Annotated in this window: 14 protein-coding genes; 8 read left to right on the top strand and 6 right to left on the bottom strand. The window is 54.7% G+C overall.

Going from position 1 to position 21,756, the window contains the following annotated elements; all coding sequences use genetic code 11:
• Nucleotides 1-9 precede the first annotated feature (9 nt).
• Complete coding sequence (locus Q3O59_RS06130) at nucleotides 10-864, bottom strand: EamA family transporter (protein WP_305944731.1); 855 nt, start codon at nucleotides 862-864, stop codon at nucleotides 10-12.
• A 162-nt stretch (nucleotides 865-1,026) separates the two neighbouring features.
• Between Q3O59_RS06130 and Q3O59_RS06135 the strand changes: the two genes are divergently transcribed.
• Nucleotides 1,027-3,228, top strand: a complete 2,202-nt coding sequence (locus Q3O59_RS06135; RefSeq protein ID WP_305944732.1) for a putative bifunctional diguanylate cyclase/phosphodiesterase — start codon at nucleotides 1,027-1,029, stop codon at nucleotides 3,226-3,228.
• Nucleotides 3,229-3,276: 48 nt separating this feature from the next.
• Here Q3O59_RS06135 and Q3O59_RS06140 read toward each other — a convergent pair whose 3' ends face one another.
• Together Q3O59_RS06140 and putA are read right to left on the bottom strand one after the other, a co-directional pair.
• Nucleotides 3,277-5,430 (bottom strand): prolyl oligopeptidase family serine peptidase, encoded by a 2,154-nt coding sequence (locus Q3O59_RS06140; RefSeq protein ID WP_305944733.1) that lies wholly within the window; start codon nucleotides 5,428-5,430, stop codon nucleotides 3,277-3,279.
• A gap of 127 nt (nucleotides 5,431-5,557) precedes the next feature.
• On the bottom strand, nucleotides 5,558-9,361 hold the full coding sequence (gene putA / locus Q3O59_RS06145) for a bifunctional proline dehydrogenase/L-glutamate gamma-semialdehyde dehydrogenase PutA (protein WP_305944734.1): 3,804 nt from the start codon (nucleotides 9,359-9,361) through the stop codon (nucleotides 5,558-5,560).
• Nucleotides 9,362-9,631: 270 nt separating this feature from the next.
• On the opposite strand from putA, the gene Q3O59_RS06150 reads away from it, so the two are divergent.
• Nucleotides 9,632-10,936 (top strand): anti-phage deoxyguanosine triphosphatase, encoded by a 1,305-nt coding sequence (locus Q3O59_RS06150; protein WP_305944735.1) that lies wholly within the window; start codon nucleotides 9,632-9,634, stop codon nucleotides 10,934-10,936.
• A 38-nt stretch (nucleotides 10,937-10,974) separates the two neighbouring features.
• Here the strand turns inward: Q3O59_RS06150 and Q3O59_RS06155 are convergent, their stop codons facing one another.
• On the bottom strand, nucleotides 10,975-13,830 hold the full coding sequence (locus Q3O59_RS06155; RefSeq protein ID WP_305944736.1) for a TonB-dependent receptor plug domain-containing protein: 2,856 nt from the start codon (nucleotides 13,828-13,830) through the stop codon (nucleotides 10,975-10,977).
• A gap of 283 nt (nucleotides 13,831-14,113) precedes the next feature.
• Between Q3O59_RS06155 and Q3O59_RS06160 the strand changes: the two genes are divergently transcribed.
• The 6 genes from Q3O59_RS06160 (at nucleotide 14,114) to Q3O59_RS06185 (ending at nucleotide 19,300) form a co-directional block, all read left to right on the top strand.
• Entirely contained in the window at nucleotides 14,114-14,512 is a 399-nt protein-coding gene (locus tag Q3O59_RS06160; RefSeq protein ID WP_305944737.1) for a hypothetical protein, read from the top strand.
• A 132-nt stretch (nucleotides 14,513-14,644) separates the two neighbouring features.
• The gene (locus Q3O59_RS06165) at nucleotides 14,645-15,433 is read left to right on the top strand and encodes an ABC transporter ATP-binding protein (RefSeq protein ID WP_305944738.1); all 789 of its coding nucleotides are present in this window, start codon (nucleotides 14,645-14,647) and stop codon (nucleotides 15,431-15,433) included.
• Entirely contained in the window at nucleotides 15,430-16,419 is a 990-nt protein-coding gene (locus Q3O59_RS06170; protein ID WP_305944739.1) for a FecCD family ABC transporter permease, read from the top strand. Before Q3O59_RS06165 ends, Q3O59_RS06170 begins: the two co-directional genes overlap by 4 nt.
• Nucleotides 16,420-16,421: 2 nt before the next feature.
• Nucleotides 16,422-17,024: a cob(I)yrinic acid a,c-diamide adenosyltransferase gene (gene cobO, locus Q3O59_RS06175; protein ID WP_305944740.1), complete on the top strand. Its 603-nt coding sequence runs from the start codon at nucleotides 16,422-16,424 to the stop codon at nucleotides 17,022-17,024.
• Complete coding sequence (locus Q3O59_RS06180) at nucleotides 17,024-17,857, top strand: cobalamin-binding protein (protein ID WP_305944741.1); 834 nt, start codon at nucleotides 17,024-17,026, stop codon at nucleotides 17,855-17,857. The genes cobO and Q3O59_RS06180 overlap by 1 nt, the downstream gene beginning before the upstream one ends.
• A gap of 150 nt (nucleotides 17,858-18,007) precedes the next feature.
• Nucleotides 18,008-19,300, top strand: coding sequence for a cyanophycinase (locus tag Q3O59_RS06185; RefSeq protein WP_305944742.1), 1,293 nt, complete (start codon nucleotides 18,008-18,010; stop codon nucleotides 19,298-19,300).
• A 98-nt stretch (nucleotides 19,301-19,398) separates the two neighbouring features.
• Here Q3O59_RS06185 and Q3O59_RS06190 read toward each other — a convergent pair whose 3' ends face one another.
• Both Q3O59_RS06190 and Q3O59_RS06195 read right to left on the bottom strand, forming a co-directional pair.
• On the bottom strand, nucleotides 19,399-20,436 hold the full coding sequence (locus Q3O59_RS06190) for a patatin-like phospholipase family protein (protein WP_305944743.1): 1,038 nt from the start codon (nucleotides 20,434-20,436) through the stop codon (nucleotides 19,399-19,401).
• Entirely contained in the window at nucleotides 20,433-21,722 is a 1,290-nt protein-coding gene (locus Q3O59_RS06195; protein ID WP_305944744.1) for an anti-phage deoxyguanosine triphosphatase, read from the bottom strand. Before Q3O59_RS06195 ends, Q3O59_RS06190 begins: the two co-directional genes overlap by 4 nt.
• Nucleotides 21,723-21,756: the final 34 nt, after the last annotated feature.

A 21,756-nucleotide genomic window follows, 5' to 3' on the forward strand; every position in this document is an offset into this window, starting at 1 on the left:
ACCAGGCATTCAAGTCTGCTGCTGTTTGCCAGTCAGCCAAAGCGCAACCAACAGCAGGGCGGCTCCGGCGCCCAGGCGTACTAAGTCGGTATCGCGGTTCCAGATCAGAACATTGACCAACAAGCCCGCCGGGATCAGGGCGTTGTTCATGGTGGCCAGTTGGCCGCTGCTGACCTGGGTTGCCCCCAGATTCCACAGGTAATACCCCAGGCCGGAAGCAACCAGGCCGAGCCAGAGCAAGATCCCCCATTGCAGCGGCTGAGTCGGGTACTGTGGGCCACCCAGCAGCCACCAGCTCGGCAGCGCGACCACGAGCGCGCCGACGAAGAACCAACCAAAGATGCAGTGTTGCCGTGGTGGCTCGGGCTCTGGCCAGTGCGCCAGCAGGTATTTGTACAGCACTTGGCCGCTGGCAAAACAGAGATTGGCTCCTTGCACCACCAAAAAGCCAAGCCAAAAGTCGCCACTGAGCTGATCCCAACGCATCAAAGCAGCACCCAGCACCGCCAGCAGAGCACAGAGCAGATAACGGCGATGAAAGCGCCGGGCCAGAAGATCGTGCAGCAGCGTGATGTAAACCGGGGTAAAGATGGTAAAGATCAGTACCTCAGGTACGGTCAGCAGCAAAAAGGATTGGTAGTAAAACAGATACATCAGGCCCAGTTGAATGGCGCCTATTGCCATCAGTTGCAGCGCCAAACGAGCGGGCAGTGGGTGACGCAGCAGCCAGGGCAAAAACACCAGCGCAGCCAACAGCACCCGGCTGAGGACGGCAAAGTAGCTGTCGACCTGACCGGCCAGATAGACACCAATTAACGAAAAAGAAAAGGCCCAAAGAGCCGTGATTGTCCAAAGGTAGGCCATAAGGATGCTCCGTTTGTAATGGCTGCGGAGCATGCCGCAAACCAGGGTGCCGATCAAGCTTTGGCAGGGGTTTAAAGTATTGCTGAGCTGATCGATCTGTTGACTACTGTGGTACTATCATCAATAAATGCCTTCGTTCACTTCAGGTTGTTGAGGTAACAATTGCGGCCAAAAAAACCTTTGTTGAACCAGCTGGATGCTCGGTTGCTGTGGACCTTGCTGGTTTTCATTTTGTTTGTGATTAGTTTTTGGCTCTATGTTAATGCAGGCCGAGACATCGAGCGCGCTCATCATCAACGTTTGCAATCCTTCCTGCTGGCCGACGAGCTTCGTCAATCTTCCGATGATTTAACCCGTATGGTACGCACCTATGCGGTAACTGGTGACCAACGCTACCGACAATACTTTGATGAAATTTTGGCCATCCGTGATGGCGAAATGGCCAGGCCTATCGATTACCATCATATCTACTGGGACCTGGTGGATGAAGCCGGCAATCGGCCGCGCCCACCCGAAAACGCCATAGCGCTATTGGATCTGATGCGCGCAGCAGGTTTTACCGAGTATGAGCTTTCACAATTGGTTGCGGCCAAGGATGCGTCTGATGAGCTGGTGCTACTCGAAGAGAAGGCGATGCGCTTGGTAGAAACGGGCGACCCTGAGTTACGAGAGCAGGCCTTAGCCATGCTGCACGGTCCAGAGTACCATCAAGCCAAAGCAGGCATTATGCAGCCAATCGATCAGTTATACAGTCAAATGCGGCAACGAACAGATGCTGCAGTTCATAAAGCTGAGCGCCAGGCAAGACTCATGTTGCTGTTGTTTATCGTGCTTGGCATGATGTTGCTGTGGCTGTTGTGGCGTTTTAAGCAGTTGGAGTCGGCGATTTTAGGTACTTCAATCGGCGATTTGTACCGGCGTATCGAGCAATTGGGACAAGGCCGTTTTTCTGAGCCAACTGAGATGCCTGAGCAGCAGGTGGATACCGTGGTGGGCTGGCTTAGCCACACCCAGCATCGGCTGGCTCAGCTGGAAAAAAATCGCCAGCAAGTCAAACAACATTTACAGCAGTTGGCGCATTTCGATCCCTTGACTGGGTTGCCCAATCGGTTTTTGTTTGCCGAAAAATTGCAACAGGCGATGCAGCAGGCTGAGTCTGGACAACAGTTCCTGGTTGTCGCCTTTATCGATCTGGATGGCTTTAAGACCGTCAACGATCAATACGGTCACCCATATGGAGACCGGGTGTTGGTCGCTTTAAGCCGGCGCTTGCAGCATCGGTTGTCTGAACGCAACTGTCTATCGCGACTCAGTGGCGATGAGTTTGTGCTGATGCTGCCTGGGTTAACGCAGGTGGAGGACGCCGATGCTGTGCTGCAAGACGTCTTGGCTGCCTTGGCCTATCCGGTCCAGGTCGACAGCATTTGCAGCCAGCTATCGGCCAGTATTGGGGTGAGCGTTTATCCGCAGCAACCTGCAGTTGAATCTGAACAGTTGCTGCGACAAGCCGATCAAGCCATGTATTTGGCCAAGCAAGCCGGTAAAAATTGCATTCATTATTTTGATATCGTGGCCGATTTGCATGCCAGAGACATGCATCAACGTTTGCAGGCCATAGAGTTGGGCTTAGAGGAGCAGCAGTTTGTGTTGTTTTATCAGCCCAAAACGGATTTACAGACCGAGCAGTGTATAGGGGTTGAAGCGCTGATCCGTTGGCAGCACCCTGAGCAGGGCTTGTTAGCTCCCGCCAGTTTTTTACCCATTATTGAGCAGCATGCTTTGGGCATTAAAGTCGGGCAATGGGTGTTGCGGCAAGCTTTTCTGCAGTTGGCTGCCTGGCAGCAGCAGGGAATTGAGCTGCCGATATCGGTGAATATTGCGGCCAATCACTTGCAGCAAGTCGACTTTGCTGAAAGGCTGGAGGTGCTAGCTGCCGAGTTTCCAGATGTTCCGCTCAAATTACTTGAGCTTGAAATTGTCGAAACCAGTGCGCTGCATGATTTTCAGCATGCCTCGCAAACCATGCTGGCCTGCACTCGGCTTGGTGTATCATTTTCGTTGGATGATTTTGGTACCGGTTACTCTTCTCTAAGCTACTTAAAGCGTCTACCCATCAGCACCTTGAAGCTGGATCAAAGCTTTGTCCGTGATATTTTAACCGATCCCGAGGATTTGGCTATTTTGCAAGGGGTTGGCTTGCTTGCCGCCAGCTTTTCGCTTAATACCATTGCCGAAGGCGTCGAAACCCCAGCCCATATCGCAAAATTGCTTGAAATTGGCTACCGCTATGGTCAGGGATACGGCATTGCCAGGCCGATGCCTGTTGACGCTTTAACCGACTGGTTAGCATCGCATCTAAATTAAAAACGGCGTCCGAAGACGCCGTTTGTGTTGAGTCAGCCTTGCTATCTGTTACTGCCGTGGCAGCTCCTGATAACCCATGGTGTGCAGGATAAAGGCAAAGACGTCGGCGGCCTGATCAATGATCATCGACACCGGCATGCCGGCACCATGACCGGCATTGACATCAATGCGGATTAGCTGAGGGTGCGCGCCACCATCTTTGGCCTGCAGCTCGGCCACGTACTTGAAAGAGTGCGCCGGGACCACACGGTCGTCGTGATCGGCCGTGGTGACCAAAGTGGCCGGGTGGTTGACGCCTTCACGAACATTGTGCACCGGTGAATAGCCAAGCAGGTACTCAAACATGGCTTCGCTTTGATCGGCGGTGCCGTAATCGTAAGCCCAGCCGGCACCTGCCGTGAAGGTGTGGTAGCGTAGCATGTCCAGCACCCCGACTGCAGGAATGGCAGCGCGGAACAGATCCGGACGCTGGGTAGAGACAGCAGCCACCAGCAACCCCCCATTAGAGCCGCCACGAATGGCGAGTTTATCGCTGTGGGTGTAGTTGTGCTCAATCAGGTATTCGGCGGCGGCAATAAAGTCGTCGAACACATTCTGGCGGTTTTTCTGCCGGCCGGCGTCGTGCCAGGCTTTGCCGTACTCACCACCACCGCGGATATTGGCCACAGCATAGATGCCACCCATGTCCATCCAGAGCGCATTGGAAACACTAAAGGATGGCGTTAAGCTGACGTTGAAGCCACCGTAACCATACAGAATGGTTGGGTTGCTGCCGTCCAGCTCAATATCGCTGCGGTAGCTGATGATCATTGGGATCCGGGTACCATCTTTCGAGGTGTAGAACACCTGCTCTGAGGTGTAGTTGGCTGGGTCGAAACCGGTCTCAGGCTGATTATAGAGTTCGGTTTCGCCGGTCATTGGATCCAATTGATAGATGCTGCCCGGAGTAATGTAATTGGTAAAACTGAAGTAGAGATGCTCTGCATCGGCTTTGCCACTGAAGCCGCCGGCACTGCCAACACCTGGCAGCTCGATTTGACGAACCAGTTGGCCTTCTTTATCAAACTGCTTAACCTTGGCCACTGCATCGACAATGTAGTTGGCAAACAAAAAGCCTGCGCCGGTGCTGGCACGCAGTACATGCTCGGTTTCCGGGATCAGATCCTGCCAATGCTCCGGCTGTGGCTTGGCCGCATTGGCAACCACCACCCGGCGGTTGGGGGCATCGCGGTTGGTCACCAGAAACAGGGTGTCGCCTTCGGACGTTAAGAAATTCACATCGTGCGCTGTGCTGTCGACTATGGCGGTAAAGCCAGCGTCCGCTTGCGTCAAATCTTTGATAAACAGCTTGTTGCCCGAGGTGGATACCGCCGCCGATACCAGCAAGTAACGATCATCCTCCGTGACAGCAGCGCCAACATAGCGGTGCTCTTCGCCGGGTTTGGCACCAAAGACGACACGATCCTCGGACTGAGGGGTGCCTAGCTTGTGGTAGTACAGTTTGTGTTGGTCGGTCATGGCCGATAAGGCGCTGCCGTCTGGTTTGTCGTAACTGGAATAGAAGAAACCTTCGTTGCCCAGCCAGCTGATGCCGCTGAATTTGATATCGGTCAGCACATCGCCGATCTGCTCACCGGTTTCGGTATCAATGACAATAATTTTCCGCCAGTCGCTGCCCCCTTCGGAGATGGCGTAGGCCGCCAGGCTGCCATCGCGGGAAAAGCGGATGGTTGCCAGCGAAGTGGTGCCATCGGCACTGAAAGTGTTGGGATCCAAAAAGACTTCCGGCTCGTTATCACCGCGTTGCCGGTACAGCACAAACTGGTTTTGCAAACCATCGTTGCGGAAGAAGTAGCTGTAGTCCCCTTCGGTAAAAGGAGCGCCCAGCCGTTCAAAATTCCAGGCCTCTTGCAGCCGGGTGCGAATGGTGTCCCGGTATGGGATCTGCTCTAAAAATGAGAAGGTCAGTTCATTTTGCGCCTGGACCCAGGCTGCGGTTTCCTCGCTGCGATCATCTTCCAGCCAGCGGTAGGGATCGGCAATCTCACGGCCAAAATAGCTATCGACCACATCGCTGGTTCGGGTAATTGGGTAGGTCAGCTGGTGACCCTGTTGGGCTTGTTGGCTGACTTCTGTGGCTGGGGGCTGGCCACCACAGGCGGTAAGCAGGGCTGCAGTCAGCAGCGGAAAAGCATGCTTCATGAAACGAGGCTCCTTGGTGATTGTTATTGTGATTTGGTTAGCAAATGAGTGTACAGGATAACCCGAGGTAAAAGCGATGCGGCCAGCAGGTCACTGGCCGCATAAAAACGGGCTTTAGTGGCAGCGATTACTCATCATCTTCAGCCAGAGTCATCAGGGAGGTATTGCCACCGGACGCTGTGGTGTCAATGCTGATGGTTTTTTCAGTCACCAGCCGTTTTAACAGAGTGTCGTAATACTCGGCTGTAATCACCGGCAAAATGGCTCCCTTACGCTCGGCCAGTTGCTGGCTAAAGTAACCCAGGCGCGATGAGTGTGCTGCCACCACAGCGCCGGCCAGGTGCGGATGCTCCAGAATGGCTTGCAACTGATTGGGCCGGGCGACTTGCAGCACGCCAGGGGCTACGCCGGTCGCGATAAACTTATCACGAAACGCCAGCGCTTCGTCGTAAAAAAGCTCTGATGCCACGGTAATCACCGTATTGCCCGCTGCCAGCGCAGTGATGATGGAAATGGCCCAGAAATTAAAGGACGTGCTTTTATCGGCGTAGCAGACCACACAGCCCCGCGGCTCCAGGTGCAGGGTGTTGGACTCGCCCGTTGGCCCTGGCAAGGTGATGTGTTTGCGCATGGTTTTTTCAACCCGAATCAATTGCGCCCGGGCATCGGCCAGGGTTTGCGCCAGATCATCGGCCAGTTCGTCGATGATGTCGACGGTGGCGATTTTGGCCAGCAATTGCCGCATGGCTGACAGCCGGTCATTCAGCGGGGTAGCCCGCCAGACTTTTTCATCCCGCAGTGAGTTGGCCATCAGCTCAGCGACTTGCTGATCGGCCTCTGGGCTGTGGTGCAAGTCCAGCTCATCCGGCGTCAGGCTGGTCATCTGAATGTTGTCCGGCGATGCTTTTTCTTTGACCAGACGGTTCAGGTAGTTGGGACCCCCGGCTTTAGGGCCGGTGCCAGACAGACCTCGGCCACCGAACGGCTGCACACCGACAATGGCGCCAATCATGTTGCGGTTGATGTAGACATTGCCGGCGCGAGACATCCGGGCCAGGTACTCGCAACGGTCTTCGATGCGTGAATGAATGCCCATGGTCAGACCGTAGCCGGTGCCGTTGATTTGATCGATGACGTCATCCAGTTCATTGGCCTTGTAACGTATGATGTGGACACAAGGGCCAAAGACTTCGCGTTTCAGCACGTTCAGGTTGTCAATCTGGTACAGGCGGGGAGCGAAAAAGTAAGCGCCATTTTCGTCGTTATCCGGGATCGGGCATTGATACAGCAGCTGCGCTTTGCCTTCCAGATAGGCGACGTGCTCGTTTAAGCTGTTCAGCGCTTTGGCATCGATCACCGGGCCAACATCGGTTGACAGCAAGGACGGGTCCCCGACATGCAGCTCTTTCAAGGCGCCAATCAACATGGCAATGATGCCATCGGCGACATCGTCCTGAATAAAGAGCACCCGCAAGGCAGAACAGCGCTGACCGGCACTCTGGAAGCCAGAGCTAATCACATCGTCCACCACTTGCTCGGGCAGGGCAGTGGAGTCGACGATCATGCAGTTCTGGCCGCCGGTTTCGGCAATCAGCGGCACCTGGCCATCGCTGCGGGCCGCCAGGGTTTGTGAGATCAGGGTGCCGGTTTCGGTTGAACCGGTGAACATCACGGCCTGAACACGCGGATCCGGCACGATGGTTTTGCCCACCTCGCTGCCACGGGCAATGACCACCTGAACCACATGGTCCGGCATGCCGACTGTGTGCATTAGCTCCAATGTCCGCAGGGCAATCAGGCTGGTTTGCTCGGCTGGCTTGGCAATGACGGTGTTGCCGGTAACAATGGCAGCCACCACCTGACCCAAGAAGATTGCCAGCGGGAAGTTCCAGGGGCTGATGCACAGCACCACGCCTCTGGGCTCAAAACGGGCGTCGGTGGCCAACTCTTCGGCGCGAGCAGCGTAATAGCGGCAAAAGTCGACGGCTTCGCGCACTTCGTCAATGCCATCTTGCGCCACTTTGCCGGCTTCTTTGATGCAAATGGCCACCAGTTCGTCGTGGTGCCGCTCCAAAATATCACCGATCCGACGCAGCAAGTCGGCCCGGCTGGAAACCGGGGTTTGCGACCAGCTTTGGAAAGCCATCTCGGCATTGTCCAGCAGTTGTTGCATCTCATCGGCACTTTGCAAGCGAATGGCACCAATGATCTCCTGGTGGTTGGCTGGGTTTTTCACCGCCTGGGCGTCTGCAGGTACCTGATCGGCGCTGAGACGATGGCTGTCAAACCAACGGGCTAAATTTTCTTTGAACGGCGTGATGGCGTTGATATCGGTCAGGTCCATGCCTTTGGAGTTGGCGCGCTCATCACCGTACAGATCAATCGGCATCTTGATTTGGTTGTTGTGCTTGTTGCGCAAGCCCTGCAAGGTTTCGACCGGATCCGGCAGCAGCGCCTCAACCGGCTTGCTGGTATCGACAATGGCATTGACAAAAGAGGAGTTGGCGCCATTTTCCAGCAGACGGCGTACCAGATAGGCCAGCAAGTTTTCGTGCTGACCAACCGGCGCGTAGACCCGGCACTGGATTTTTTCCTGGGTGACGATTTGGTCAAACAAGGACTCGCCCATCCCATGCAAGCGCTGGAACTCAAAGCCGTTGTTGTCGCCTTTAGCCACTTCCAAAATGGTGGCGGCTGTGTAAGCGTTGTGGGTTGCAAACTGCGGGTACAGCACATCCCGGGCTTCCAGCAGCTTGATGGCGCAGGCTTTGTAGGAAACATCAGTGGTTGCTTTGCGGGTGAACACCGGGAAGTGGGACAGACCCAACTGTTGGGTGGTTTTAATTTCAGTATCCCAGTAAGCGCCTTTGACCAGGCGCACCATCAATTTGCGGCCAACCCGTCGCGCCAGCTCTGTCACCCATTCGACGACAAAAATGGCCCGCTTTTGGTAGGCTTGCACTGCCAGACCAAAACCGTTCCAATCGCCCAGCTCTGGATCGCTGAACACGGCCTCAATCACATCCAATGAGATATCCAGCCGGTCGGCTTCTTCGGCATCCACAGTAAAACCAATGTCGTAGCTTTTGGCAACCAAAGCCAGGGCTTTTAACCGGGGAACCAACTCGCTCATCACCCGCTCGCGGTGGCTAAACTCGTAGCGAGGGTGAATGGCGGACAGTTTGACCGAGATGCCCGGGCTTTTAATCGGGCCACGGCCACCGGCAGCCTTGCCTATGGCGTGGGTGGCATCCAGATAGCTTTGGTAATAAAAGTCGGCATCCTTCATGGTGCGGGCACCTTCACCCAGCATGTCGTAGGAATAGACGTAGCCTTTTTGCTCGGTATCGGCAGCGCGTTCAATGGCGTCTTCAATGGTTTCGCCCATCACAAACTGCTTGCCCATGATTTTCATGGCGAAATTGACAGACTTTCGAATCACCGGCTCGCCCAGACGGCCCATGGTTTTCTTCAACAACCCAAACTGTTTGGCTTTGCTGCTATCGCTGTAATTGACCATCTTGCCGGTGATCAACAAGCCCCAGGACGACGCATTGACAAAAAGCGAGTCACTGCTGCCCAGGTGGGAGCTCCAGTCGCCTTTGGCCAGCTTGTCGCGAATCAACAGATCCTGAGTTTTTTTATCGGGCACCCGCAACAAGGCTTCAGCCAGACACATCAAGACCACGCCTTCTTCGGTTGAAAGCGAAAACTCATTCAGCAAGGCATCAATGCCACCCTGGCCATCCTGGTCTTTGCGGATGTTGTGCACAATTTGCCGGGCCCGCTCCCAGGCGCGGCTGCGGGCGGTAACGCCAACTTCCGCCAGCGGCAGAATGTGATCGATCACTGCATTTTCATCAATGCGGTAAAAGTCGCGAATTTTTTGCCGGATAGGGCAAGTTGTGGTCAGGTCACCTTGGAAAAGCATAGTGGGCTCCTTGTCGTGCAGTGGCAGCCTATGGTCTGACTGCTGGATCTGTGATGCCGCTATTCTAATGAAAAACACGCAGTAGATGCTGGTGAAATCCGGGTTAATGGCGCTATCTTTCAGGGCAAAATTTTTAATTTGCCGTAGAAACTACTGTAGTCCAACTGCGATGAAATAAAAGGGCAAACGCGTTCTGTGGTTCGCTCACTGCGGTTAGTTTGTTTCACAGACACGCAGTGGTAGGATATAGAACAACCAAAGGAGTCCGTTATGTGGGAAAGCCGGCGCAGTCATCCGCCACAACATGATGAATCGTCGTACGATGCCATCCCTGGCGACGCCACCGGGCAGCGTGACCGAGCTCGCATTATTCATAGCGAGGCGTTTCGTCGCTTGCAATCAAAAACTCAGGTGCTGGGGGTGGGGGAGCACGATTTTTACCGTACCCGGCTTACCCACTCGCTCGAAGTCGCGCAACTGGGCTCTGGCATTTGCGAAAAGCTGCGTCAGCGCTATCGGGAAAATACAGAGTTGCTCAGCTGGCTGCCCGGTATGGGACAGATTGAAGCCATTTGCCTGGCGCATGACTTGGGGCACCCGCCTTTTGGTCACGGCGGTGAAGTGGCTTTGAACTATTTTATGCATGATCAGGGTGGCTTTGAAGGCAATGGCCAAACCTTGCGAATTCTGGCGCATTTAGGGGAATACTCACCGCAGCATGGACTGGACCTGAGTCGGCGCACCATGTTGGGGGTGTTGAAATACCCGGTACTGCACCGCGAAGTGGCCTGTTACCCGGTTGAGTTGGCCGAAGGAACCAGCAATATCGACAGCTTCAAGCCCCCCAAGTGCATTCATGATGAAGACGAGGCTGTGCTGAACTGGATTTTGGCGCCCTTGCCAGCAGCTGATCAGGAGCTATTTCGCAGCAGCACAGACGGAAGCTCCCACCGCAAAGCCCGTTACCAGGGCCTGGACACCTCCATTATGGAGCTGGCCGATGACATTGCCTACGGGGTGCATGACTTGGAAGATGCGCTGGCGCTAAAGCTGGTCACTGAGCATGCCTGGCGCGAACAGGTGCTGGCCAGGCTGCCAGCCGATGACGTTATTGCCCAAAATGCCGATTTTTACAGCCGCAAACTGTTTTCTGAATCCAGCTGTGAGCGTAAACATGCCATCAGCAAGTTGGTGCATTCCATGCTGACAGAAATTTCGGTGCGTGCTCAAGGTCGCTTTAGAACACCTTTGCTGGATTATCAGGCTCAGATATCAGTGCAGGCAAAGCAAACCTTGGCGGTATTGAAAGACTTTGTCTACCAGCAGGTGATTAAAAGCCCGGAAGTGCAAAGCCTGGAGTACAAGGGGCAGCAACTGATTCTGAAGCTTTTTCGGGTGTTGCGTGATAATCCAAAGCGCTTGTTACCCCCGGCTGTGCTGGCGCGCTATCAAGAGGCAGCAGAAAAAGATCGGGTGATTTGCGATTACCTGGCAACCCTAACCGATCACCATGCGGTTCGCTTGTACCACAAGCTGTTTAGCCCGGACATGGGATCGGTGTTTGATCGGATTTAAAGCCGGCAGACAGCAAGGTGTCTGCCGGCACAGCGCGGTTAAAACTGAAGGCGGGTTTGCAGGTACCAGAAACGGCTACCCGGCATTTCATAGTTGGATGGATCATAGCCATTCAGTGTGCAGGACAAACAAATCGGTGGCTCCTTGCCAAACAAGTTGTTCAGGCCAACCGTCAATTGCAGGCCGTTTAACAACGCCTCGGTTTGCCAGCTAAGCTGCAGGTCGTGGTAAACCACTGAGCCCAAACGGTTTTGGCCCTCTTCTGGATTGTTGCGACAGACGGCGAAGCTGGCCGCCCGTCCGCAGCTTTCGGTCAGTTCGCTCAGGTAGCGCAGCGTCCAGCTGGCCTGAATGCTGTCATTGCCAAAGGCCAGATTCAAATTACTGCTAAAACGGGGGATGCCGCTGTTGTTCACTTCAACCCCAACGGTTCTGGGTTGGCGCTCATTGTTGGCATCAAACACCCGATGGTAATTCATCATGGTGGTTCGCCAGTTGACGCTGAGTTGACCAATGTCTGTGGCCGGTTGCAACCAGCTGACATCAAAGTCAACACCTGAAGTATCGATTTTTCCGATATTGGTCAGGGTGTTGCTGAAGTTATCGATGGCTCCTAACGCATTGCGCTGAATACCGCCACAAAAATCATTGCTAAGGCTTTGTACGCAAAGGTTCAGTTGGGTTTGCGCATCCAGTGCCTGAATGGCTCCTTTGAGCTGATGACGATACCAGCTCATACTGATGTCCATCCGTTCGGACCAGCTGGTCTGGCTGGCAAACTCCGGGCTGTAGACAAAACCCAGGTTATGGCTGGTGGAGGACTCAGGCTGCAACTCCCGATTACCACCAGTAATTACCCCAATTTGCGGATTGGGCTGGACATAGGAAGCCGGAACGCCCAGGGCGGAACAATTGGCCTGGATACTTGCATCCGAAGGCTCTGAGCAGGGGTCATCCAGCACGGCATCAAAGCCACTGGCAGAACCAAACAGCTCGCCAATATTTGGAGCCCGGAAACCTTCCGCCCAACTGCCGCGTAACAGCAATTCTGAAGAGAGTTGCCAGCGAACACCGGCCTTACTGGTGATCTCACTGCCAAAGGTCGAGTAGTCTGAGAAGCGGCTGGCCAGACTGAGATCCAATTGTTCTGCCAGGCTCAGATCGCGTAGCAAAGGAATGCTGAGTTCAGCGTAGACTTCCTGCACATCGTAGCTGCCGGAGGTGGGGGATGAGACCACGCCGTTGTATTCACCGGCGACTGTCAGGCTGTCAGGCCGGTAATTGCCCCGGTATTTACGGTATTCCCAGCCGGTGGCAAAGGCCAGTTCGCCAGCCGGTAGCGACAACAAATCGCCAGTCAGGTTGGCAGAAAACAGATTCAGGGTATTTTCACTGTTGTCCCGCACCACAGGTTGAATGTAAGCAAGCATTTCAGGCGTTAAAGCGCCCGGACCAAATACATTCAGTGGAACACAACCGGCTTCGGCTTCGCAATTGGCCAGCGGGCCAAGTCCTGTTGCCATTCGTCTGGCGTTGTAGCTGCCAAAGTTGAGCTGTGAAGCGCGGTTGGTGCTGTAGGCGGCATTGATATCCCAGTTAAACCAGCGATCGCCGCGGCTAAAGTCCCCACTTAAACCAGTCGCCAAATAAAAGGTATCGACGGTTTGCTCGAAGCGTCGGGCGCCACCTTCCAGCGGCCGGTATGCCAGCATCAGCAGGTTCGGGTCATCACCTCCGGCCACCAAATCAAAACCAAAGGGGTTGTAGGGGTTGTCTGCAGCAATGGTCAGTGTATCGGCCCAAAAGTTGGTGGGGACTGCTGTGCCAATAAAGAAAGGTTCGGCAGCAGCCTGGTTGGTGCTTTTACGCTGATTGTAAAGGCCGCGCATATACCAGCTGGTACTATCGGTCAGTTGGTAATGTTGCTGCGCAAAGAGTGAGCTGCGTTTGTTTGGGGTTTGCAACAAGTTGTAATTGGCGTAGTTAAAGCGGTCGTCGTTGGAAAAGCAGCTGAATTGGTCACTGCGTTCACAGCCACTAAGACTGCCATCGTAACCGGGGTTGAGGCCGATAGGAAACAGCAGCTGACGCTGTCCGCTATTGGGATCAATAAAGTCAATCAAACCGGCAGGAATGGCGGCACTGCCCAGGGCATTGCCTGTACCGGGGTAGGGCAGACTGGATTGATCCCGGCGGTTGGATGCCACTGCTTTTTGGTCAAAGAAGCTGGCGGCAATAAAATAGCTGTGACGGCCCGACTCACCACCAAAGCTCAGCTCAATCTGGCTTTGTTCACCATCGCCACGGGTAAATTGACCATAACGGCTACTGAGGCTTGCACCATCCTGAGCGCGTTTGGTGATGATGTTCACGACCCCGGCAATGGCATCAGAGCCGTAAATGGACGAGGCGCCGTCTTCCAATACTTCAATCCGATCCACGATGGCCATTGGGATGGTATTTAAATCAACCACACCGCCAACACCAGAAGCCGAGCTTTCGTTGACCCAGCGAAGTCCATCCACCAGTACTAAGACCCGCTGTGTGCCGAGGTGACGCAGGTCAACCGTTGATGCGCCAGCGCCAACACCACCGCCATCCGGTGGGAAGCCAAAGTTACCACTGGAATTAAAGCGGGTGTTTAAGGCAGAGCCCGAAGCAGTAATGGATTGCAGCAAGTCGCCAATTGAGCTCATTCCTGAGCGATCAATGTAATCTCTGTCGAGTACCTGCACCGGGTTTTGACCTTCCAGCTCCGATTGTCGGATCCGGCTGCCGGTTACCTGAATACGCTCCAGCTCAGTTGCCTGATTGCTTTCTTGCGCATGGCCTGCCAGCGGAATGGCGAGGATTGTTGCCAATGCTAGAAAGGCTCCACTGTATTTAAAATGCATGAGTTCCTCCGGTTTGTTGTTATTTTGATTTTGTGAATGAATATGTTTTTTTATGTTTGCCTTGAATTTCATTCGCAGCAATAGTAGCCAAGTGGTTGAATTAGAGAAAGCCTACTGGTCGCTTTTTGTTGTTGTTTCGTAGTTAAAATTTAACAACTGCATCATTCTTCAGAAGGGCAATCAGGGCTCGGAGAAAAAAGGCGGTTATTTAACCGGATAGATTGAAAAAATCAGGATTTCTGTTTAGATTGAACTAAGAGCATTCAGTAAGGGAAGAAAAGCAATGAACAAATGGCTCATCGCAACAGTGTTTGCCGCTATGGCGGCCAGCTCCTGGCAGCTACAGGCATCGACCAAAGATTATCGGTTGCTGACGGTGGCAGGCTACCTTAATTTTTATTTGTTAAACCTCAATGCGTGTCAAGATTTCCACCCGGCGGTACGGCAATCGGCGTATCAGGCCGAAGCGCAGCTTTATCCCTGGCTTGAGAAATTGCAACAACGAATTGAAGCGTCCAATGATTTTGACTCCGCCGTGTTATCCGGCATCGTGCTGCGGCGTCGTGCCATGCTGAATGAGCAAATCGAAGACAATGATTTTACCATCGATCACTGTCAGGCCATTGTGCAGATCTTGAACACCGAAGGTCTGGATGAGACCCTGCTGTCTGTATTGAACTAGTTTTAATACGCTTTTTAGCCTGACAAAACCAGCTTCGGCTGGTTTTGTGCGTTTTGAAATGGGCAACCAGATTTTTTCTGTTACAATCCGACAACTTATCAGGATTGTTATTCGGGGCAGGCGGAGCAGCCGATGTCAGCAGTGTTACAGCTACAGCAGGTCAGTTTGCAACTGGGTGGTCGCTCCGTGCTCGACCAAGTCAGCTGGCAACTGCCGGCTGGTCGGGTGCTCGGTGTGGTTGGCCCCAATGGTGCTGGCAAGAGCACTTTGCTGCGTGTGCTTTATGGCGAGCGGGTCGCCGACAGTGGCCAGGTGCTGTTGCACCAGCGGGATCTTGCCAGTTACAGCCGGACTGAGCTGGCACGTCAGATGGCCGTAGTGGTACAAAGCCCGTCACCGGTATTTAGCCTGACTACCGAGCAATTGGTGATCCTGGGGCTGGTGCCGCACAAGCGCTGGTTCGACCCCACCACCAGTCAGGATCGCCAACAGTTGCAGTTGGCACTGGAAAAAACCGGTTTGCTTGAGCTGCGTCATACCAAACTGGAGGCCCTGTCAGGTGGTGAGCTGCAGCGCGCTTACATTGCCCGGGCTCTGGTGCAAAATGCCCGTATTCTATTGCTGGATGAGCCCACCAACCATCTGGATGTGCATTACCAGCACCAGATATTGCAACTGATCCGTCAGCTGCAACTGACAGTGGTTTGCTGCTTGCACGATTTAAACCTGGCAGCCAGTTATTGCGACGATATTCTGTTGTTGGATCAAGGCAAGGTGCAGGCTTTTGGCGCGGTCAAAGAGGTATTGACCGCGGAGCGATTGAGCAAGGTTTTTCAGCAGCCGTGCACCATGCTGTCGCATCCGGATTTACCTCAGGCTGTGATTCATTTTCACGCCAGCCCAAGGCAGGAGACACCATGAGCAAGGGGCATCCGCTACGTTGGCTGTTGGCGGCGCTGCTGCTGCTGATCACCTTGCTGATGAGCATTCGCCTGGGCAGTGCATCGATATCCTATGCACAGCTTTGGCAGCTGCTAACCAGTGCTTCCGGCGATGCCACTCTAGATACCATTGTCTGGCAAATTCGTCTGCCCCGTATTGCGATGGCATTTTTTGCCGGCGCTGGTCTGGCGATTTGCGGTGCTTTATTGCAAAACATGAGCCGTAACCCGCTGGCCGATCCCTATCTGTTTGGTTTGACAGCCGGCGCCGGGCTTGGCGCCAGTCTGGCGATGATTGTCTTTCCGGAGCAACAGCTGCCGCTGGCGCTGTCGGCTTTTGCCGGGGCCAGCCTGGCGGTGCTGTTGGTGGTATTGGTGTGCATCCGGCATGGCTGGCAGCAATTGCAGATCATGTTGCTGGCCGGGGTGGCTGTGTCCTTTATGCTCAGCGCCATCAGCAGCTTTATTCTGTATTTTGCCGAGCCTTTTGCCGCCAACCGGGTCATTTTCTGGTTGATGGGCAGTTTAAGCCGCAGCGACTGGCAAGGGGTTGCCATCGTCGCGCCTGCCGTCCTGCTGCTGTTGCTGTTGGCTCTGGGGTTTCGCCGTCAACTCGATGCCATGTTGCTGCACGATGAAAGCGCCCGCACCCTGGGTGTGGCGGTGGATAAGGTCCGTTTATTGTTTTTGCTGGCTACTTCGGCTGTCACTGCCTTTATTGTGGCGCAATGCGGCGGTATCGCCTTTGTGGGCTTGATGATCCCGCACCTGGTACGGCAGTGGTTTGGAGTGACCTTGCTGCCTTTATTGCTGGGCTCTGCTTTGGTGGGGGGCATCTTTTTAATCTGGGTGGATAACTTCGCCCGTAGTTTGCTGCTGCAACAGGAAATCCCTTTGGGCATTATTACCTCCATGCTGGGCAGCGTCTTCTTCTTGCTGCTGTTGCGGCGACAACAACCAGGCTGACTATGACCGACGACTACAAAGCAAAACGACATCAACAACGCCAGCAACAGCTCAAATCCCAGGTGGATAAAGCCGTTGCCGCCGCCACCATCGACAAAGGCATCCTGCTGGTGCTGACCGGCAATGGCAAGGGCAAGTCCACAGCCGGTTTTGGCACCGTGGCACGTGCTGTGGGCCATGGCTACAAAGCGGCCGTGGCCCAGTTTATCAAGGGAGAGTGGGCCTGTGGTGAGCGCAATTTATTGCAGCAACATGGCGTACCCTTTGCGGTGATGGCCACTGGCTTTACCTGGGATACCCAGGATAAAGCAGCCGACATTGCCGCTGCCGAAGCGGTCTGGCAACAAGCCAAAGCTTTTTTGGCCGATAGCAGCATTGACTTGGTGTTGCTCGATGAGCTGACTTATATGCTGAGTTACCACTACCTGGATCTGGATGATGTGCTGGATTGCATCCGCAAGCGCCCACCGGGTCAGCACCTGGTGGTTACTGGGCGCAATTGCCATCGTCGTTTGTTGGAGCTGGCCGATACCGTCAGTGAGGTACAGTCAGTCAAGCATGCCTTTGATGCTGGCATTCGTGCCCAACAAGGGCTGGACTGGTGATGCCTGTACGCTGTTTCAGTTTATTATGGCTGCTGTTGCTGGCAGCGCCATTGCGTGCCGAAGTGCCAGAGCGCATTGTGGCACTGGCGCCGCACATTACCGAGTTGCTGTTTGATATTGGTGCCGAAGCTCAGCTGGTGGCGGTCAGTGATTTCAGCGATTACCCCAAGGCTGCCCGTCAACTGCCCAGTGTCGCCAATTACGCCCAGATCCAGCTGGAAGCTGTGCTGGCATTGCAGCCGGATTTGGTGATTGCCTGGCGTACCGGCAACCCTCAGGCAGATTTGCAGCGATTGGAGCAGCTGGGCATCAAGGTACAGTATTCCGATCCGCTCAAGCTTGATGACATTGCGAGCGAGCTGCGCTGGCTGGGAGAGCTGACCGGTCGGCAGCAGCAAGCGGAAGCGCGGGCCCGTGATTTTGAGCAAAGGCTGGCCGCTTTACGACAGCAGTACCAGCAGCAAGCACCGGTGCGGGTGTTCTTTGCCATGTCGCAGCAGCCGTTATCGACCGTAGCCAATCATGCCTGGCCACAGCTGATGCTGGAGCTTTGCGGTGCCGAGAATCCTTTTGCAACCAATCGCAACGATTACCCGCAAATTGGACCGGAGCAATTGCTGTTGGCCGATGTGGAGCTGATTATTCAGCCCAGTCGTGGTGCTGCACCGGTTCAGGCCAGCCAATGGCGTCAGTTTTCCAGCCTGACTGCCGTGCGAAAGGGGCACTATCTGGCGGTGGATGCCGATTTGATGTACCGCTTTACCCGCCGCAGTCTGGAAGGGGCCAGCCAATTGTGCGAAGGCATTGATGCTGTGCGGCAGCAGCGTGGTTAACACCGTTGGCTCAGGCTGCTCGTATTTGTAGCCCGGACTTTTTTTGCTACACTTGCTCGGCAGCAAAGCTGCGCCCGATAATAAAAGCAACAGGGCGTTTGACCATAAAAATAGCAATTGAGTAGAAAGATAACAATGGAGCAACAAAACGTGAAGTATCCCATCCTTGTGCTGATGGCCTGTCTGGCTATCGGTGGCTGTTCAAAAAAAGATCCCGACCCAAGGCCCACTGAACAGGGTGCTTTGGTGATGGTTGGTGGCTCGCTCAGTACCTCGAACGCCGCCGTTTATCAACGTTTTATCGAGCTTGCCGGCGGGCCCATTCAGGCGCGCATCGCGGTGATCCCCGCCGCCAGCAATCAGCCGGTTCGCTACTTTAACCAGTTCCGTGACGACATGGTGCATTATGGCCTGACCCAGGACCAGGTAACCTTGTTGCCCATTGCGGTCAATAACGATCGTAGCACGCCCGATCAGGATGAAAGTACCTGGGCCAAAGGCGGTCATGACAAAGCCCTGGCGGCCAAACTGGACAATTACACGGCAGTCTGGTTTTTAGGGGGCGATCAGACCAACATCATTCGCACCCTGCGCCCGGATGGCAAAGCGACACCGGTGTTTAAAGCGGTGCAGGCGCTGTATCAGCGAGGTGGGGTAGTGGCTGGCACCAGTGCTGGCGCAGCCATCATGAGTGAGGTGATGATTGCCGGTGGCGATTCCTGGCACGCGCTGACCGCGCCCAAGCGTGAGCGCTACGATGGTATGCAGGATCAGGAAGTTGGCCCTTTGATCCTGCGCCAGGGGCTGAGCTTTTTTAAAGATGGCATCATCGATCAGCACTTTGATCGCAAATCCCGCTTTGGCCGCTTGTTGGTGGCGGTGCAGCAGCACCGGGACAGCTTCCCGGTTGGTTATGGCATCGATGAAGATGCTGCTCTGGTGTACTACCCACAGCGTCACGAAATCGAAGCTTTAGGCTATGGCGGTGTCACCATCATTGATGTCCGTGACGCCAACAAAATCAACAACCCGCATGGCTATCACATTGAAAATGTGCGCATTAGCTTTATTCAGGGCGGCGATCGCTACCATGTCGGCGAGCACCGCTTTACCCCGCATCCAGCCAAGTCGGCCACCATTGGTCAGGAGTACCTGAACATCCCGGAACCTGTGGTGGTGTCGGGTGTCTTTAGCCGCAACAGCCGGTTAAAAGATCTGATAGGTTTTGATTTGGTGGACAACAAAGCTGCCAGCGAAGTGGTCAGTTACTTTCATCAAGGCGATGGCTTGGGCTTTACCCTGCGTTTTCGCCAGGATGAGCGGACTCAGGGCTACTGGCAGTATCTGGATGGCATGAAGGACAACAGCAGTGCTGCCTTTGTGCTGCTGGATGTGGTGCCAAGCCGCTTTAGCATTACCGAGCTGAGCCCAGACGCCCCCTAGTGTTGATGGCTTATCTGAGCTTAAAAATGCCCGGCATGATTGCCGGGCATTTTTTGACCAATAAATTCGCTGGTGATTTGCTGGAAAGAACCCTGGCTCTAATACAAAGCTTCCAGTCGGTAGCGACCGGCTTTAAAGTCCTCGGCCAGCTCGGCTGAGCGGGCAATGACCTCCTGCCAATCGCGTATTCTTGCCTGATCGGGCCGTTTAAAGTCGTTGCGATCGGGGATTTTTCCCCCAGGCAAGGACGCCACCCAGCTATCACTTGGGCACAGCATCACCACATTGTGGTAATGGCCTGAAAAACGCCGGCGCCAAGGCAGCGACTTATCGAACCAGCCGGCAGCCACATGGGGATAAAAATGCGGGTAAAGCACCAGCCCCTGGCTGGCAAAGGGCCAGTCAAAATGATAGTCGGTGACACCGCCATCGTAAAACAAACCGGGCCCGGCACCTGGGATATCTTCAACCGCATCCAACACCATTGGAATGGAGCCGCTGGCCGTGAGTGCTGCCTTTAGGTTGGCCATGGTCAGAGGCACAGTACGGGTGGGCAGGTCGGTCAGGGGTTGTTGGATAAGTTGACTGTCGGGCGCATGAAACAAGCAGCGTTCAAAGAAAAAGCGCAGATGGCGCCTGCTGGCTAAATTGGCTGCAGCGGTCAGGCTTAAACCGGCCAACTGGCCCAGCTTATGGCGAGAGCGGGTTAACTTCCTGGCCTTGGCCACGGTAAAGTTCAGCTTAAAAACCGGGTTATCCAGCACTTGCTGCAGGTGCTGCTCGGTTGGGAACACCTGATCGATGACCGTCATGGAAATGTCGGTGACCTGACGGCTGCTGGCTTTGGCCGGGTAACACAGCTGGGAGTAAGCCTGGCAAAAGCGTTGGCTAGCCGCCAGTGGATCCTGCTGGGCATAGCAGGCAAAACGCCAGGCCCCAGCCGAGCTGCCCAGCAGCTGCAATGGCTGTTGCCGGTCTTTAAAAAACTCACCGACCAGGTACTGATCCAGCCCAAACAGACTGAACCACTTGGGACCACCACTGGCTCCAACCAGGGTATGAATGGCATCGGCCGTCAGCCCATGCTGCTGAATATGGGCCAGAGCGGTTGGTCCGGCTAATACTCGTAATCTCATAAGGCTCCAAAGAGTTTTTGGTACATGGCCTCGGCGTACTCATCGGTCATGCCGGACAAGTAATCGCAAATCACCCGTAGCCCTTTGCCCTGGGCTTCGGCCTGACGCCAGCGCAACTGGGTATTGGTCGGCAGCAAGCGTGTCGGGTCGGAGGCAAACGCATCAAACATCCGCAGCAGCATATTCTGGCAGCGAAAACGTGCTTGCTGAATATCCGGCTGGCTGATCACATGCTGAAACACAAACTGCTTTAACAAATCCAGCACCGCTTGTTCGGCGGTGGGCAAGCAGGCATTGAGCCGGATTTGTGGCTCGCTGGCATCCGGCAGGCTTTGATGCAAGCTGGCCGAGGTAATAAAGGCATTGACCAGTGCGCCGATGGCATTTTTACGCCGGTGATGCTCAGGATGAAACAGATCGTTTGAGACCTGCTGCATCAGTTGCTGCATCGGCGGCTCCAGTTCGGCCATGGCAGCGGGTATCTGCTGCTGCCACTGCTCCTGGCGGACATAGCCGGTGACGATGGCGTCTTCAAGATCGTGCACGCCATAAGCAATGTCATCGGCCAACTCCATAATGGATGCGTCGAGGGATTTGCAGCAGGATTTTTGCCAGGGGCTTTGTGGCAAGGATTCGGTGTGCTGAAACAGCGTCCGATCCGACGCGCTTAGCGGCGCCAACACCCAGTCAAGCACATCGGCATCTTCATGAAACACCGATTTCACCGCTTTCCACGGCGCCAGGCTCAGAGGTGCCAGCTGCTGATTGTCACCCAGCTCCTTGGGTGGCAACACCGGGTACTTTAGCAGTCCAAGCAGAGTGCGGCGGGTCAGATCCATGCCGTGGTGCTCGGTGTAGGGCTCAAGCTTGCTGACAATGCGAAAGGTCTGGCCATTGCCCTCAAAGCCGCCGGCATGCAGCATTTTGTAGTTCAGGGCTGTTTCACCGCCATGGCCAAAGGGGGGGTGTCCAATGTCGTGCGCCAGGCAAAGGGCCTCGATCAGGCTGTCATCGGGCAGCTCTGCCGCCAGCTCAGCCTGGTCGGCGTAACGACGCTTCAGCTGATTCACCAGGCCGGTGCCTATCTGAGCCGCTTCGAGCGAGTGGGTCAGGCGGGTGCGGTAAAAGTCATTCTGGCCAACCCCCATGATCTGGGTTTTAGCCTGCAAACGACGAAAGGCAGCAGAATGCAGGATCCTGGCCCGATCCCGCTGCCATGGGGTGCGCTGATCATGCTGCCGTTGTACCGTTTGCGCTGAACGTCTCGCCAGCCATGGATTTGTCATAGCAACTCCCTTTGTTGTGCTGCATTTATCTTAC

The sequence above is a fragment of the Alkalimonas delamerensis genome (genome assembly GCF_030717955.1).
Taxonomy (GTDB): domain Bacteria; phylum Pseudomonadota; class Gammaproteobacteria; order Enterobacterales; family Alteromonadaceae; genus Alkalimonas; species Alkalimonas delamerensis.

Bases quoted from the DNA above. Each gene is read 5' to 3' on its own strand.
- Q3O59_RS06130 (WP_305944731.1), bottom strand. From the start codon at position 864: ATGGCCTACCTTTGGACAATCACGGCTCTTTGGGCCTTTTCTTTTTCG.
- Q3O59_RS06140 (WP_305944733.1), bottom strand. From the start codon at position 5,430: ATGAAGCATGCTTTTCCGCTGCTGACTGCAGCCCTGCTTACCGCCTGT.
- putA (WP_305944734.1), bottom strand. From the start codon at position 9,361: ATGCTTTTCCAAGGTGACCTGACCACAACTTGCCCTATCCGGCAAAAA.
- Q3O59_RS06150 (WP_305944735.1), top strand. From the start codon at position 9,632: ATGTGGGAAAGCCGGCGCAGTCATCCGCCACAACATGATGAATCGTCG.
- Q3O59_RS06155 (WP_305944736.1), bottom strand. From the start codon at position 13,830: ATGCATTTTAAATACAGTGGAGCCTTTCTAGCATTGGCAACAATCCTC.
- Q3O59_RS06160 (WP_305944737.1), top strand. From the start codon at position 14,114: ATGAACAAATGGCTCATCGCAACAGTGTTTGCCGCTATGGCGGCCAGC.
- Q3O59_RS06165 (WP_305944738.1), top strand. From the start codon at position 14,645: ATGTCAGCAGTGTTACAGCTACAGCAGGTCAGTTTGCAACTGGGTGGT.
- Q3O59_RS06170 (WP_305944739.1), top strand. From the start codon at position 15,430: ATGAGCAAGGGGCATCCGCTACGTTGGCTGTTGGCGGCGCTGCTGCTG.
- cobO (WP_305944740.1), top strand. From the start codon at position 16,422: ATGACCGACGACTACAAAGCAAAACGACATCAACAACGCCAGCAACAG.
- Q3O59_RS06180 (WP_305944741.1), top strand. From the start codon at position 17,024: ATGCCTGTACGCTGTTTCAGTTTATTATGGCTGCTGTTGCTGGCAGCG.
- Q3O59_RS06190 (WP_305944743.1), bottom strand. From the start codon at position 20,436: ATGAGATTACGAGTATTAGCCGGACCAACCGCTCTGGCCCATATTCAG.
- Q3O59_RS06195 (WP_305944744.1), bottom strand. From the start codon at position 21,722: ATGACAAATCCATGGCTGGCGAGACGTTCAGCGCAAACGGTACAACGG.